Origin of the sequence: Romboutsia sp. BSD2780061687b_171204_C1 (genome assembly GCF_015560225.1) — a bacterium.
Taxonomy (GTDB): Bacteria; Bacillota; Clostridia; order Peptostreptococcales; family Peptostreptococcaceae; genus Romboutsia_C; species Romboutsia_C hominis.
The window spans coordinates 529,865-545,178 of the sequence record NZ_JADMRK010000002.1; the positions used below are offsets into that span (position 1 = coordinate 529,865).

14 protein-coding genes are annotated in these 15,314 nt (G+C 27.1%); 1 reads left to right on the forward strand and 13 read right to left on the reverse strand.

Translation table 11 applies throughout. The features are described 5' to 3' along the window. Positions 1 to 139 precede the first annotated feature (139 nt). From I2H23_RS07505 to I2H23_RS07525, 5 genes are all read right to left on the reverse strand, one after another. A complete protein-coding gene (locus tag I2H23_RS07505; RefSeq protein ID WP_092923993.1) occupies positions 140 to 1,399 on the reverse strand; it encodes a sensor histidine kinase in 1,260 nt (419 codons plus the stop codon). 1 nt (position 1,400) lies between these two features. After that, the gene (locus I2H23_RS07510; RefSeq protein ID WP_195581402.1) at positions 1,401 to 1,523 is read right to left on the reverse strand and encodes a cyclic lactone autoinducer peptide; all 123 of its coding nucleotides are present in this window, start codon (positions 1,521 to 1,523) and stop codon (positions 1,401 to 1,403) included. Between the two features lie 4 nt (positions 1,524 to 1,527). Next, positions 1,528 to 2,103 carry an accessory gene regulator B family protein gene (locus tag I2H23_RS07515; RefSeq protein WP_092923990.1) on the reverse strand — a complete coding sequence of 192 codons (576 nt, stop codon included), beginning with the start codon at positions 2,101 to 2,103 and terminating at the stop codon, positions 1,528 to 1,530. Positions 2,104 to 2,217: 114 nt separating this feature from the next. Next, on the reverse strand, positions 2,218 to 2,730 hold the full coding sequence (locus I2H23_RS07520) for an amidase domain-containing protein (RefSeq protein WP_092923986.1): 513 nt from the start codon (positions 2,728 to 2,730) through the stop codon (positions 2,218 to 2,220). Between the two features lie 16 nt (positions 2,731 to 2,746). After that, the gene (locus tag I2H23_RS07525) at positions 2,747 to 3,382 is read right to left on the reverse strand and encodes an RsiV family protein (protein ID WP_092923981.1); all 636 of its coding nucleotides are present in this window, start codon (positions 3,380 to 3,382) and stop codon (positions 2,747 to 2,749) included. Between the two features lie 182 nt (positions 3,383 to 3,564). Between I2H23_RS07525 and I2H23_RS07530 the strand changes: the two genes are divergently transcribed. After that, positions 3,565 to 4,575 carry an LCP family protein gene (locus tag I2H23_RS07530; RefSeq protein ID WP_240275591.1) on the forward strand — a complete coding sequence of 337 codons (1,011 nt, stop codon included), beginning with the start codon at positions 3,565 to 3,567 and terminating at the stop codon, positions 4,573 to 4,575. Between the two features lie 114 nt (positions 4,576 to 4,689). On the opposite strand, the gene I2H23_RS07535 is transcribed toward I2H23_RS07530, so the two are convergent. The 8 genes from I2H23_RS07535 to I2H23_RS07570 form a co-directional block, all read right to left on the reverse strand. Continuing rightward, positions 4,690 to 6,777 carry a family 10 glycosylhydrolase gene (locus I2H23_RS07535; protein ID WP_195581403.1) on the reverse strand — a complete coding sequence of 696 codons (2,088 nt, stop codon included), beginning with the start codon at positions 6,775 to 6,777 and terminating at the stop codon, positions 4,690 to 4,692. 267 nt (positions 6,778 to 7,044) lie between these two features. Beyond that, complete coding sequence (locus I2H23_RS07540; RefSeq protein WP_195581404.1) at positions 7,045 to 8,142, reverse strand: acyltransferase; 1,098 nt, start codon at positions 8,140 to 8,142, stop codon at positions 7,045 to 7,047. A gap of 242 nt (positions 8,143 to 8,384) precedes the next feature. Next, the gene (locus tag I2H23_RS07545; protein ID WP_195581405.1) at positions 8,385 to 9,392 is read right to left on the reverse strand and encodes a C40 family peptidase; all 1,008 of its coding nucleotides are present in this window, start codon (positions 9,390 to 9,392) and stop codon (positions 8,385 to 8,387) included. 86 nt (positions 9,393 to 9,478) lie between these two features. Next, positions 9,479 to 10,930, reverse strand: coding sequence for a polysaccharide biosynthesis protein (locus I2H23_RS07550; RefSeq protein WP_330615401.1), 1,452 nt, complete (start codon positions 10,928 to 10,930; stop codon positions 9,479 to 9,481). Positions 10,931 to 11,071: 141 nt separating this feature from the next. Further along, positions 11,072 to 12,160 (reverse strand): glycosyltransferase family 4 protein, encoded by a 1,089-nt coding sequence (locus tag I2H23_RS07555; protein WP_092923966.1) that lies wholly within the window; start codon positions 12,158 to 12,160, stop codon positions 11,072 to 11,074. A gap of 45 nt (positions 12,161 to 12,205) precedes the next feature. Further along, on the reverse strand, positions 12,206 to 13,501 hold the full coding sequence (locus tag I2H23_RS07560; RefSeq protein ID WP_166505939.1) for a UDP-glucose dehydrogenase family protein: 1,296 nt from the start codon (positions 13,499 to 13,501) through the stop codon (positions 12,206 to 12,208). A 99-nt stretch (positions 13,502 to 13,600) separates the two neighbouring features. Then, positions 13,601 to 14,353: a glycosyltransferase family 2 protein gene (locus tag I2H23_RS07565; RefSeq protein WP_092923960.1), complete on the reverse strand. Its 753-nt coding sequence runs from the start codon at positions 14,351 to 14,353 to the stop codon at positions 13,601 to 13,603. A 48-nt stretch (positions 14,354 to 14,401) separates the two neighbouring features. Beyond that, positions 14,402 to 15,307, reverse strand: coding sequence for a glycosyltransferase family 2 protein (locus tag I2H23_RS07570; protein ID WP_195237169.1), 906 nt, complete (start codon positions 15,305 to 15,307; stop codon positions 14,402 to 14,404). Between the last annotated feature and the right edge of the window lie 7 nt (positions 15,308 to 15,314).

Below are 15,314 nucleotides of genomic sequence, written 5' to 3' on the forward strand. Positions count from 1 at the left end.
GTATAGTTTAATCTATACAGTTCATAGCTTTTATACTATCTTAAATATTTATTTATATATTTAAAATATTCCCTTTATGTTTTGCTATAGTACCCCTGATGATAAAATACCGTCTGTAAAAATTTATGACAACTATATTTTATACTGAAAATAATATTTTAAATTCTGTATAATCAACATTGCTATCTACATAAATCTTTCCTTTGTTCTTTTCCACTAATTCTTTTACTATTGCTAATCCAAATCCATTTTCTTTTTTATTCTTATCTGTTTTCGTTGTAAAACCTTCATCAAAAATTTTATCAATTATTTTATCTTCTATTTTAGGTCCATCATTTTTAATACTTATATATATATTATTAAATATTTTATATGTCTTTATAATGATTAAACCATTATTGCCTAATGCTGTTATAGAATTACTTATTATATTTGATAGTATTTTTTGCAGATCATACTCTGATATATTTAAGTTTTGGATGTCGCTTTCCTCTTCTACTATTATGTTTATATCTTTAAAATCGAAAGAATTAACTATACATGTAATTATAGAATTTTCATTTGATATAATTTTTATATTACCTGATACTTGATTATTTCCATTTATTATATGTTTTAGAAGATCACCTAATCTTTCATATTGTTCCATTATATATAGTCCATTTATGTAAGAGATTTGTGAACCATAGTCATGCTTTATTTTTTTAAGTTCATTATTTTTATTACTTAATGCTATATTTAACTTTTCTATTTCATTAATTTTTTTGTTTATACTTAAAACATACATAAATAGTGATATTAAAAATACAATACAACTAATTATTATTAAATTCTTAAAAACAACACTATCATTTCCATGTATGATTAATGATAAAGAAAGTATATAGTCAAAAGAAAGTACGAAAAATACTCCAACTTCAAAGCAATATTTATATCTACTAAAAATATTATATATTGAATATATTTTATTTTTAAATACCAATATAAGTATTTCTATTGTATACATTGGTAAATACATAGTCAATATTGTAGATAATTCAGGATTATTTAATAGATCTTGTGTATATGACCAATGTATATTCCCAGCTATTATCACAGACATTTGCATTATAATGTATATTATAAAATATGAAGTTATTGCTTTACTATAATGGTTAAAATAAGAACATGCTATTATAACCATGTTAAGTATATTCATTATAATTATAGATAAAGATGTTCCTCCTATTAATTTAGTTACTATAATTATATTTGCAAATATAACTATAGCTGTAAGTATAAATTTAATAGTTCCATCCTTTTTGCTAATTAGTCCTTCTTTTTTCAAACAGTAGTACGGAAAATAACTTATTAATATAGACTGTATTATAGAATTTGTTATGTCTGCTATATTTAACATATTACCTCTTGTTTTTCATCGATTCAGGCATTTTTTCAGTTCCTACTAATAAAAGAGAAGCTGCTCCTGTATTCATAACAACCACTGATAATAAACACATTAATCCACCCATTATTTTTTTCATTTTGCTAGTCCCCCTTAATTTTGATTTTATATTTTTTATTAAACATAAGACATGAGTCTATAACTAATGTCCATGTTATAATACTACTATAAATTCCTTTTGAGCTTAATATTAAAGCTATTATAAAGAATATAGTACAACTTATTGTTGCAATAATTCTATTTTTTCTTATTAAATCTTCCCTAGTAAGTGGCATATCTTCATTAATTATTGGTGCTTGATGATATACACTAAATATATTTATTAAATTTAATAGTATAATACTAATAAAATTTAAATTATTATTTATAGATAAAATAATAATAATCCCTGATAGAATAATTGTTGCTACTAGGCATTTAATTTGTGTACTTTCATGATATCCACCTGTAAATGGTTTTGTAAGTCCCATGACAATCATTACTAAAGATATCTCTTTAAAAAGACCTAATAAAGAAAATAATAATATAACAATAAATATTTTTGTTATTTCAAATAAAAATATACTTAATGTATACTCAATTTCCTCTTTTACTTCGTTTGTGTATCCATTATGATCACAAACATCTTCTGTAAAACTTCTTATTTTTTCTCTAATCATTTATATTCCCTTTTTATATATTTTAATTTTTTTATAAATTAATATTTTAAAATAAAAATGTTCTCTGTAATATTATAGCTAGAGAACACTTTTATTTCAACAATATATTTCATATTATTGGTAATATCCTAATATTTTTATATATCTTCTCTCTCCCTCTTTTAAACTAAGGGGATAATCTAGTAAATCATAAGTATGTTGACATATAAGGTAATCTAATAAATATTCACCTTCTAATATTATGTCTGTAACTATCATTGCATGATATGCTACATTATCATATACAAGTTGCACTATATCTCCTAGCTCTAATTCATTATATACTGCATCTCTTGCATATACTCCATAGTTTTCAGTTGAGATGCTATTATTACCTACTACATATTTATAAAAAGGCTCTGCTGCTGTCCAAGTTGGAGTTCTTGAATATTCACTATACCAATACCATTTTTTAAGTACATGTTCTCCAATATTATCAAAAGGAATATTCCCAGCCCTTAGGCACTGCGATATATAATTTGTGCAGTCACCTCCATAAAGTTCATAGTTTGCATAAGTAGGATTATGATCTAGTGCCCATTTTCTAGCATAAGCTACTGCTTTTTCTCTATCATATTCTTTTAGCATATTATCCCCCTAAAAATTATTTTCTGCATATTTTTTTCTTTGCATAATCACTTAAATAATCTTCAAATTCATAAAAACTAATCTTAAATTCTATCGGTGTAGATATTAATTTATCAAACTCATAACTAGAAAAACATATGACCACTGCATTTTCTTCTATATAAAAAGATTGGTCTTTTGTTATTCCTAAAAAACCTTCAATATCTTCTTCATCATAACAATACCTCTCTAGTATAGAGTCTATATTATCTATTATCTTTTCATTTATCCTTTTTATATAGTAGCTGTCTTTTTTAAATAAATCATCTAATGTTATATATTTACCTTCTTTTAAATCATAGTTATATGAATTTATATAACTTATTCCATATAGTCCAGCTATTTGAGAAAACTCTATAACTATACTTATCATATCTTCAGTATTTAAATGTACACTATACTCTGACATTATGTTTTTATTTATGTTTATATAGTCAAATTCATTTTGTAATTCTATAACTTCTTTAAATGTTTCTACATCTTCATACATATCTTTGTTAAGTTTATTTACTTTATTATGGTTTATACCTTCAGTTTGTATAATTGGATAGTTCAAGTTATAAGATATTCCTTTATGCACTTCGTTGATTTGGTTTTTATCAACATATAACATTTACTTCCACCTCTTTATTTTTACCTTTATTACTTTATATGAATAGGTTCTTTATTTTGATATATATTATATATAAAGTTATATTTGTATATTTTTTGTTACATATATACTATTGAATATATTGCTATACTTTAATATAATAAGTATATTGTTGGAAAATGATAAAGAAAGAAGGGATTATTTTGTCGAGAAAGAAGAATAAAAAAAGGCTTTCACCTTTGGCAAAGTTCGTTATATTCTTGGCTGTACTAGTTGTTGCTTTTCCTTTAGCAGCCTTTGGATATCTATACTTTAAACTAAATAGTATTCATGATTCTAGTGTAAACTCAGATATATTGAACAACAATCAATATAAAAATGAAAAAGGAATTACTAATATACTATTAATAGGTACTGATGAAAGACCTGGTGAAAAAACATCAAGATCTGATACGATGATGATACTTACTATTGATAACAAGAATAAGAGTTTAAAACTTACATCACTAGCTCGTGACGCATATGTTGATATTCCTGGACATGGAAAACAAAAACTTACACATGCTTATGCATATGGAAAAGAAAGCTTACTTATAGAAACTATCGAGAAAAACTTCGAAGTTGATATTCAAGACTATGCTACTGTTAACTTCTATTCATTTATGGATATAGTTGATGCATTAGGTGGCGTTGAAGTAGATGTTAAAGAAAATGAAATAAAAGAAATGAATAAGTTTATACCAGAAACTTATAAGTGGGATAATGACCCTAATAAAGGTGAAATTAAGTATATAGAACATGCTGGTAACCAAAAACTTAATGGATACCAATTACTTTCTTACTCTCGTATAAGAAAGAATGACTCTGCTTTTGAAAGAGATAGAAGACAAAGAAATGTTATACAAGGTCTAATAAACGGAGTTAAGAATTTACCTGTAACTAAATACCCTGAGTTATTAAATACTATACTTCCTTATGTTAGAACTAACATGAGTCCTACTGAAATAATAGGATTAGGTACTAAAGTTTTAAGTATGGGTAATTTAGAGTTAAAGCAAATGGAATTCCCTATAGATGATGGTGTTCACAGTACAGGTCATATTATAAGTCATCAAACTGGATGGGTACTTGAATTTACTCCAGATAGTTTAGATATACTACATGACTTTATCTTCAAGGATATAATGCCTAAAGATAATCCTAATATGAAATAGATTTTTAATTAAAAACACCCTATAAACTTTTATAGGGTGTTTTTATTATAATTATATAAATAAAAGAGTTATTCTAGTTAAATAGAATAACTCTTTTTTATTAACAATCTACTATTATTTAACTAAATTTACTACATTATTAAAGGCAGTATCATTTATTCCCCCACCTATTTTGTGTATGCTTTGTGTATTTTTTACACCTAATACAGTCTTTTGAGTTTCACTAATAGTATCTCCTAAGATAACAATAGGAGAATTAAGTTTTGCAGCTAATGGTCCTGCTGTTAGTGCATCTACTAGTGGGTTGCTTTTTGTTACTAGTAATGTGTTGTATTTATTTTGAGGATAAAACTTTCCTATTATCTTTGCATTAGTTTCTTGTCTATCATCACCAGATATTCTATTATTTAATACATTATTTAAAGTTATTTTATTTACTTGTTTTATAACTTCATCAGATAATACAGTTTTTCCACCTACAAAATAAGCCTCTTGTATACCTTGTGATTTTAACCAATTATATACATTTTCGCTTAAACTATCTTTTCCAGATAATATTATAGGTTGTTTATCTATACCAGCTTGTGATGCTATAGATAATGCATCTACTTCACCATATCCACCTGCTAAATATACCTTATTTATATCAACTTTTTCTGATATTCTTTTAGCTATTTGAAGAGATGTTTCATATCTATCTATGCCACCTATTCTAGTTAATGACACACTTGGTAATATAGATTTTAATTCATCCATTACTTTATTATTTACAGAACCTTCTCCACCTATAACTATTATATTACTTGGATTTAATCTTTTGATTTCATCTTTTGTAGAAGTTGGTATACCGTCTTTTTGAACTAGTAATATTGGAGCATCATTTACTGATGCAAGTGGTGTAGCTGTTACTCCATCTACTACTGAATTACCATTTGTAAGTATTACAGTTTTTGCTCCTTCTTTCCATCCTTCTTTGCTTATTTTACACGCTGTTTCGTATCTATCTTCTCCTTTAAGCTCTGTTATTTTTATATTATTTACATAAAGGTCTTTCATGTCACTTTGAAGTTTAGAATTTTTTACTATATCACGTGCTGAGAAATACATACTTCCTTTTATATCACTGTATTGTCTATTTAAGTTTATTTGTTCTTTAATTTCTCCTGCTACATCTTGACCTGGGTAATCTCCTGTCCCATTTTTGTATACACCTTGTCCTATATATAAATCTACATCGTATCCTCTTACTTCATTTGCCCACCAGCTAACTAATTTTGAATAATCAGCTGCAGAGTATCCTATTGGCCAATAAAGCTGAGGAACTACATAATCTACTAGGCCTTGTCTTATCCAAGTTCTAGTATCTGCAAAGTCATCTGAATAACTCTCTGCTCCTCTTGTATCTGAACCTGTTGGATCACTATCTTTATTTCTCCATATACCTTTTGGGCTTACTCCAAACTCTACATTTGGCTTTATTTCTTTTATAGAAGTTTTAACTTCTTTTAATAAAGTATTTACATTTTCTCTTCTCCAGTCCTCTATACTTTGTCCTGGCTTTTTATATTTATTATAAGTGTCACTATCATCTATACCACTTCTATAGAAGTAGTCATCAAAGTGAACTCCATCTATATTGTAATTTTTAACAACCTCATTAACAGAATCCACTACATGCTTTCTAACTTCAGGAAGTCCTGGATTGTATATAAACGCTTCATTTCTTCCATTTTTACACTTAAGTACCCAGTCTGGGTGTAATCTAGCTGGATTGTTACTTGCTAGTTTACTTAAGTCTGTTCCAGTAGTTGTTACTCTATATGGATTAAACCATGCATGAAACTCCATACCTCTTTTATGTGCCTCATCTATTAAAAATGGTAATGGGTCATAACCTGGGTCTTTTCCTTGAGTACCTGTTAAATATTCTGACCAAGGATTTATATTTGATTTATAAATAGCATCTGCCTTTGGCCTAACTTGAACTACTACTGTGTTTATTCCCACAGATTTTAGCTTATCTAATAATTCTATGTACTCTCTTTTTTGAGCAGTTTCATTATTTTTACTACTAGGCCAATCCATGTTGTAAACTGTTGATATCCAAGCTGCTCTCATCTCTTTATCACTTGCTGATACATTGACAGTTGATGCTGATAGTATCATTAAAAAAGATACTATAAATGCTTTTAGTTTCTTCATTTCTTCCCCCTATTATATAAAATCCAAATTTTAAACTTAATTTATAGTATATAGAAACATATCTATACAGTCAATTAATAGTATTTATTGTATAAATTAACAATATATTATAATTCTAAGTAATTAATTTAGTACATACTTTAAAAATTTATACATAAATTATCTTTTCTATAACTTTTCTATAAATATAATTATTAGTATTATAAAAGAGTATATAAAATGAAATTACCTATTTATATACTCTTTTATTGTTCATATTTACTTTTATTATAATTCAAATAGTTTTTTAACTAAAGGTATTTTTTTCATAGTTAATGTTATACTTAAACATACTAACACTATAAAAGTTGCAAATACTATATTCATAATTAAGTTAGAATTAAAAGGTATTTGCATATAAATTGGTTTGAAATAAGCTCCTACCATACCTTGTAATAAGTATATTCCAAGAGTATTAGTTCCTATTAATTTAATAATATTGCCTACTTTGGCTAATCTTTCTTCATATCTAAAAGAAAGTATAAATATCACAACACATATAAAAAAAGTCATAACTGTGTCATATCCATTCCATACAGTGTCATAAAGGTAACTATTACGTATAGTCATCATAGAACCATATAAAAATAATATTAGCAAACTTATCAGCAGTATAAATATAAGCTTACTATTACTTAATTTAAACTTTTTTTCTTCAATAGCCTTAACTATCAAACCTCCACTAATAAAATATATTAATGAATATGCTCTAAATCCCTTAAATGGATTAAATGGATCTGTCAATAAATTTATAAAATTTCTATTTAAATTTTCTTTTCCTACAAAATATTGGATAACATTTATCCCCATATTAATAAGTACAACTCCAAAGGTAAAAAAGCCAACAATTATTAATGTATATTTAAGTAATGTCTTATCTTCTTGGTCATATATCAACTTAACCACAGGGAAAATTATATATAGACAAATTAAAGTTTGTAAAAACCATAAAGAGTCAATTCTTTCTCTTCTCCAATCTAAAAGAGCATATATAAATCCTTTTATTGTATAATTATCACCTTTTATAATTGCATATATTAACAATTGAATTGCTCCCCATAAGAAGATTAATATTACTAATGTTGTTAACTTTTTTAAATGTTTTTTTAAGTCAAAATCTCTATTCAATGTTAATGCACCATTAACCATAAAAAATAATGGAACGCAAACACTTCCTATTCCATATACATAATAATTAATATGAGCATTTATAGATTTATCTACCGCAAGATTACGACTTATAGTAGTAAAATGATAGAAGCATACTAAAAAAATAGCTATTATCTTTATAAAATCTAAGCTATAATATCTTTTTTTATTTATCATTTATTCACTCCTGTATTTAATTTCAAGCAAATTTTAGAATTTTAAATAAAAGCTGTCTTATACGCCAACGTTTAGTATATTAAAATAACATTTTTTTGTCAAGCAATTAAACTTAACCTTCTGGAAAAAATCATCTCTTATATATAAAAATGGATTTATCATAAATTAATTAATTAATAAGAATTTTTTCTTTATAAAAAAACACCTCAAAGTTAAACAACTAACTTTGAGGTGTTTTTATATTATAATACAGCTCTTGCTGTAAAGTAGTTCTTAGCATAATATCCAGAACTTATACTATCTATTCTAACATTCTGACCTGGCTTAGGAGAATGTATCATTTTCGAATTTCCTATATATATACCAACATGATTTATAGTCTTTCCATTTGATGCAAAGAATACTAAATCACCTGGCTTTAAGTTAGCTTTACTAACATATCTTCCAACAGTACCTTGAGATTTAGATGTTCTAGGTAATTTTACACCTGCACCATTTTTGTATACATACGATGTTAATCCGGAACAGTCAAAGCTACTTGGGCCTTCTGCACCCCATACATATGGCTTTCCTAATTGCTTATGAGCTAAATCTACTATTTTCTTAGCTTTATTATTATTTGTTACTTGATTATTTTGATTGTTGTTTTGGTTATTATTTGATTCTTGTATTTTTACATAAGATCCACTTACCCAACCTACTTGGCCGTTTGAAGTTTTTACTTTGTACCAACCATTACTGTGTTTTTCTTGTATATAAACACTATTTCCTGAGTATACCTTTGTTATAATCGAATTTGATGCTCCTGGTCCTGTTCTTACATTTAATGAACCACAGTTATATACCACTCCATTTTTATTTATAGCTTGAGTAGGTTGGCTGCTAGCTACACTACTACCTTGGTTATTATTTGATGCTAATCTTATATAAGCACCACTAACCCAACCTATTTGACCATTTGGAGTCTTTATTTTATACCATCCATTGCTATTTTTCTCTTGTATCTCAACAGTGTTTCCTGAGTATACCTTTGTTATAATAGAATTTGATGTTCCTGGTCCTTTTCTTACATTTAATGAACCACAGTTGTATACTGTTCCTTTTTGTATAGTACTTTTTATATATGATTGGCTTGATGCTGTATCAGCATAAGCTTCTTGATTATTAGCAGTTATAAGTAAGCTACCTGAAAGTATCATCATACTTGTAGCCTTTGTTATTAAATTTCTCTTCTCTTTTCTTATCCCCATAATTCACCCCTCATTATTTTTTATAAATTAATTGTATCACTATTTTACATTTTTTTCAAATAAATGGTAACAATTTTGTTACTTTTTTATAATACATTTACTTCTTCTGGATTTTTATATGTTGATACTAGCTCTTTCATAGCCTCTTCTAATCCATCTTCATCTTCTTCTTTAACTAAATGATAAAGCTTGTCCAATCCTTCAAATAGCTGCATTGTATCAAATTCTATTCTACTTCCTATGAATATTTTTTTATGTCTTGTATCACTTAATCCTTCTTCTTCTAGTAAAAGTTCTTCATATAACTTTTCACCTGGTCTTAATCCTGTAAACTTTATTTCAATATCTATATCTGGTTCTAATCCGCTAAGTTTTATTAAGTTTTTAGCAAGGTCTAATATTTTTACTTGTTCTCCCATATCAAGTACAAATATTTCTCCTCCTTTTGCCATACCACCTGCTTGTATAACAAGACCTACTGCTTCTTCTATTGTCATAAAGTATCTTATTATTTCTGGATGAGTTACAGTAACTGGTCCGCCTTCTTCTATTTGTTTTTTGAATAATGGTATAACACTTCCATTACTTCCTAACACATTTCCAAATCTAACTGCAACAAACTCTGTATCACTTTTTTCATCTAGAGTTTGTATTATCATCTCGGCAGCTCTTTTTGTAGCACCCATAATATTAGTTGGGTTTACTGCTTTATCTGTAGATATTAGTAAAAATCTCTTAACATTATATTTACTAGCAAGCATAGCTACATTCAAAGTACCAAATATATTATTTTTTATAGCTTCTCCTTTACTAAATTCCATTAAAGGAACATGCTTATGTGCTGCTGCATGAAACACTACATTTGGTCTGTACTTTTCAAATATTTTTTCCATTCTTTTTTCTTCTCTTACAGATGCTACTATTGCTTTTACTTTTAAGGTATCTCCATAAGCTCTTAATAGCTCTTGTTGGATATTGTATAGGTTATTTTCGTATATATCTACTATTATAAGTTCTTTAGGTCTTAAACGAGATATTTGTCTACAAAGCTCTGAACCTATTGAACCTCCCCCTCCTGTAACTAATACAGTACTATCTTGTATATATTGACCCATTATCTTAAAATCTACTTCTATAGGTGTTCTTCCCAGTAAATCCGTTATATCTACATCTCTAACTTGTTTTATATCAACTTTTCCATCTATTATTTCATAAATCCCCGGTATTGTTTTTATTTTACATTCTGTATTTTTACAGATGTTCATTATTTCTTTTTTCTCTTTTTTTGATATATTTGCTATTGAAAATATAATTTCATCTATATTGTATTCTTCTATAACCTTATCTATATCATCCCTTGTTCCAACTATTTCTATATTATTAATTTTTTTGCCTATTTTAGATAAATTATCATCTATTATTGCTATAGCCTTTTTGTTTAATTGTGGATTTCTTTCTAGTTCATGTATTACCATCTCACCAGCACATCCTCCACCAATAATTAAGACTCTTGATATATTATCTTTTGATAAATTCATACTGCTCAAATAAATCCCCTCCATACTACAAATTTTGCAAAGAAATTACAAAATAAGGCTTAGCCCCCTATAAACAGCGTTTATTTAAGACTAAGCCACTAACTATGCTTATTATATCATTAATAATAAAAAATGTATAATTTATTTAGATTTATTTAATATATTCTCATATATCTTAGCTATATCTCCAAAGTTTAGATTTATTTCGTAATTGCTTTTTACAAACTCACGGCCTTCTTTTCCCATTTTTATTCTTAAATCTTCATCATTCATAAACTTTATTATAGCTTCCTTTATTTGTGTAGGGTTTTTAGGCTCAACTATAAATCCTGTTTTATTGTTGTCTAATGATTCAGGGTGTCCCCCTACATTAGTAACTATTACAGGAACTTCACAAGCTTGAGATTCTATAGCTGCAACTCCAAATCCTTCTCTTAATGATGGGAATACTGTAACATCAAAAGATGAGAAAGTCTTAGCAATATTATCAGGTGCTATTCTTCCTAAAAATTCAACACTGTCTTCTAACTTTAATTCTTTAGTTAAATTTCTTAGGTTTTCTTCATTTTTTCCTGAACCACCTATTTTTAATGCTAGTTTTTTATTTGGATATTCATCTTTTAATTCTTTAAATGCTTTTATAAGATATTCTATTCCATACTTTTTCTCAAGGCTTTTTATTATTCCTATTGTAAATGTGTCATCTTTTTTAACATCTATAGGCTTAAATCTATCCATGTCTACACCAAAGAAAGTTACATCTACATGTTTGTTTGTGTATTTATTTGCTTCCTTTGCCATATCTCTACTATTTGAAAATATATAATCACATTTTCTAAAATTATGCTTTATAATTTGCTTTTGTATTATTCCATTGTTAGGGAAATCATATATATCTGTTCCCCATACAGATATTATGTATGGATGATATCCTAAAAAACTTCCTATAAATCCATAGCTACTTGCATATTGTGCATGTAGTATATCTGGCTTTATCTCATGTACAAGCTTTTTAATTTCACCTATATACTTTATATAGCCTGATTTTTTTAATATACTTTCATTTCTTAATTCTTCTACATTAGCGCTAAAGTCATGTACCTTAACCCCATCTATTTTTCCACCATTTAAGGATATAACATGTATATTATATCCTCTTGTTTTAAAGTAATCACACCATTTAATAGTGTGTGGATTTGACCCATCTGCTAAGTAACATATAGTTTTCATATTATTTACCTTTCTTGATTTATACTAATATTTGAATATCTCTACTTAACGCCCTATAGAGTAGTATTCTATACCTAAGCTTTTCATATCTTCCATTTTGTAGCAATTTCTTCCATCAAGTATTAAAGGTTTATTCATTTTTTCTTTGTATTTAGATATATCATAATTTAGAATATCTTTCCATTCAGTCATTATGAAACAAACATCTGCTTCTTCTATTGCTTCATCTATACTTGTAGAATAAGATATATTATCTTTAAATATCTTCTTAGCATTTTCTATACCAACAGGGTCATAAGCTGTTATCTTGGCACCTCTTTCTAATAAATATTCAATATTTACTATAGATGGTGCTTCTCTTAAATCATCTGTTCCTGGCTTAAATGTAAGACCTAATACAGCTACCTTTAGATTTTCAAAGTTATCAATTAACTCTGCTGATTTTTTTACTAATCTAAGTTTTTGAGCTTCATTTACTTCTATTGCAGCTTTAACAGTTTTTAGCTCATATCCATTATGAGTAGACAGCCAGTGAAGCGCTTTTGTATCTTTTGGAAAACAAGAACCACCATATCCTATACCAGCTTTTAAGAATTTATCTCCTATTCTTTCATCTAGGCTCATTCCTTTAGCTACATCTTCTATATTTGCTCCTACTATTTCACAAAGGTTTGCTATATCATTCATAAAAGATATTTTAAGCGCTAGAAAGTCATTAGATGCATATTTTATCATTTCTGCACTATTTCTATTAGTGACTACTATTGGTTGATTAAATGGACTATATACACTTTCTAATATGTCTTTAGCCCAGTCACTTTCTACACCTATTACTATTCTAGATGCATGTAAAGTATCTCTTACAGCAGTTCCTTGTGCTAAAAACTCAGGATTTGATGCTACTTCTACTTTTACATTATTTTTTAAGTTATTTTTTATAAACTTTTCTATTTTTTCATTAGTCCCTATGGGAACTGTAGATTTTATAACTACTAAAGTGTCTTTTTTTATTGAGTTTGCAATTTGTTTAGATACCTTCTTTATATAGTCTAAGTTTGCAGAGCCATCTCTTCTTTCTGGAGTTCCAACTGCTATCATTATTACATCGGCATCTTTATATGCTTCTTTGTAGTTAGTAGTATAATCTATTTTTCCTTCTTTATAATTTTTCTTCATTAAACCTTCTAAGTCTTTTTCATATATTGGTGCTATACCTGACTTCATAAGATTTACCTTTTTTTCATCAACATCAACACATACTACATTTTCATGTCCTACTTCAGCTAGACATACTCCTGTCACTAAACCAACATATCCTGTTCCAGCTATTGCAATTTTCATGACTTTCTCCTCCAAAATGTATATAAAATTTCCTTCACTTAAATTTTGTTTAAGGGAGGAAAATTTCAAATTTCTTTATAAATATAATTTGTGTATATTTTATAATCTTTTCCTAATTGCATTAATTACATAAAAACAAAATACATAAGAACTTTTAAGTACACTTAATTTTTCTACGTTTCTATAAGTATTCCATGTTCTTTTAAGTGCTTTTATTTTATTACTTGATAAAGAATCTCCCACTAGCCTATAGTTTACTAAATCTTTTTCTATACCATAAGCATAATCTTGTGTTTTAAGTATTTGTAACCAAGTTGCCGTATCTTGACCTCTTCTTACTAATGGCATACTAAACTCTCCAACTATTTCTTTATCTATAACTACAGTTGAACATCCTATTATTGTATTTTTTAATAGTCCTTTGTAGTTTATTTTTTTAGGTGCCTTTGCAACCTTTTTTGTTAATCTCCCGTCTTCTTTCATATATCTATATGATGTAAATGTAAACCCTAATTTATTTTCTAGCATATATTCTATTTGTATTTTTAACTTTTCTGGTTGCCATATATCATCACTATCTACAAATGCAATAAATCTTCCTTTTGCATTTTTTATTCCTGTATTTCTCGATACAGATGCTCCTGAGTTTTTCTCAAGCTTTATATATCTTATTCTGTCATCATTAGCTTGAAATTCTTTTATCATATCAGAAGATTTATCTTTTGAACAATCATCAACTAATACAAGTTCCCAATTCTTATATGTTTGGTTTTGTATCGATTTTATTGTATCACCTAGAAATCTTTCTGCATTATATACAGGAGTTATTATCGATACTAATGGTTCGTTCATATTTTATACTCTCCTTATCTAGTAGCAATCTTATTTGCTATTAATAAGTTACTCCTTTACAAATTTTCTTTGCTTTAAATATTTGTAATAACCTAAAGGGAAGCATAGTATATACATTATTTTATCCCCTATTTTATTTATTTCTTTAAAATACTTGCTATCTGATAATAATGAATATCTAGCTAAGTTTATATAATTCTTAATCCACATGTATGGAAAATCTTTTATTGGATAAGTATTTTGATTTGTTAAATATAAATACTCTAAAGCTCTTCCTTTTAAGGCGCTTTTTTTAAGGATATTTTTAGTTAATCCATCTTCTAAATATTCTCTTATTATCATGTGTTTGTTTATACATGTTACCTTATAATATTTAGAAATTTCATACCATACAACACTTTCTGGCAGGAATTTAATTCCTTCTCTTTCAGGAAATGGATACTTCTTTAATATATCAGTTACAAATACTATAGTTTTATCTCCCTTTACTCCAAATTTATAATATAACTGAGCAAAATGACTTATTTTATGCTCTTTTGGAATCTCAGTACCTAGAGTTTGTCCGTCTTCTTTTCTAGCGCAAAGACCTACTACACCACAAAACTCTTCCTTGTTATCTAACTTTTCCCATTCTTTTTCTACTAATTCCATAGAATCAGGCATTAATCCATCATCACTATCTACTATAAAGAAAAACTCTCCGTTAGCTTCTCTTACCCCTGTATTTATAGCTGTATGCTTTCCACCGTTTTCTTTCTTTATATATCTTATATTTAATATTCCTTCATTTTTAAATTCTTCAATTAATTCTTTAGTGTTGTCTGTACTACCATCATCTACTATTAGCCATTCGAAGTCTTTATATGTTTGCTTTTTTAAGTCTTCATAAAGGTTAGCTAATATATACCCTCTATTATAAGTTGGTGTAAAAATAGTAAATTTATATTTATACATTTATCTT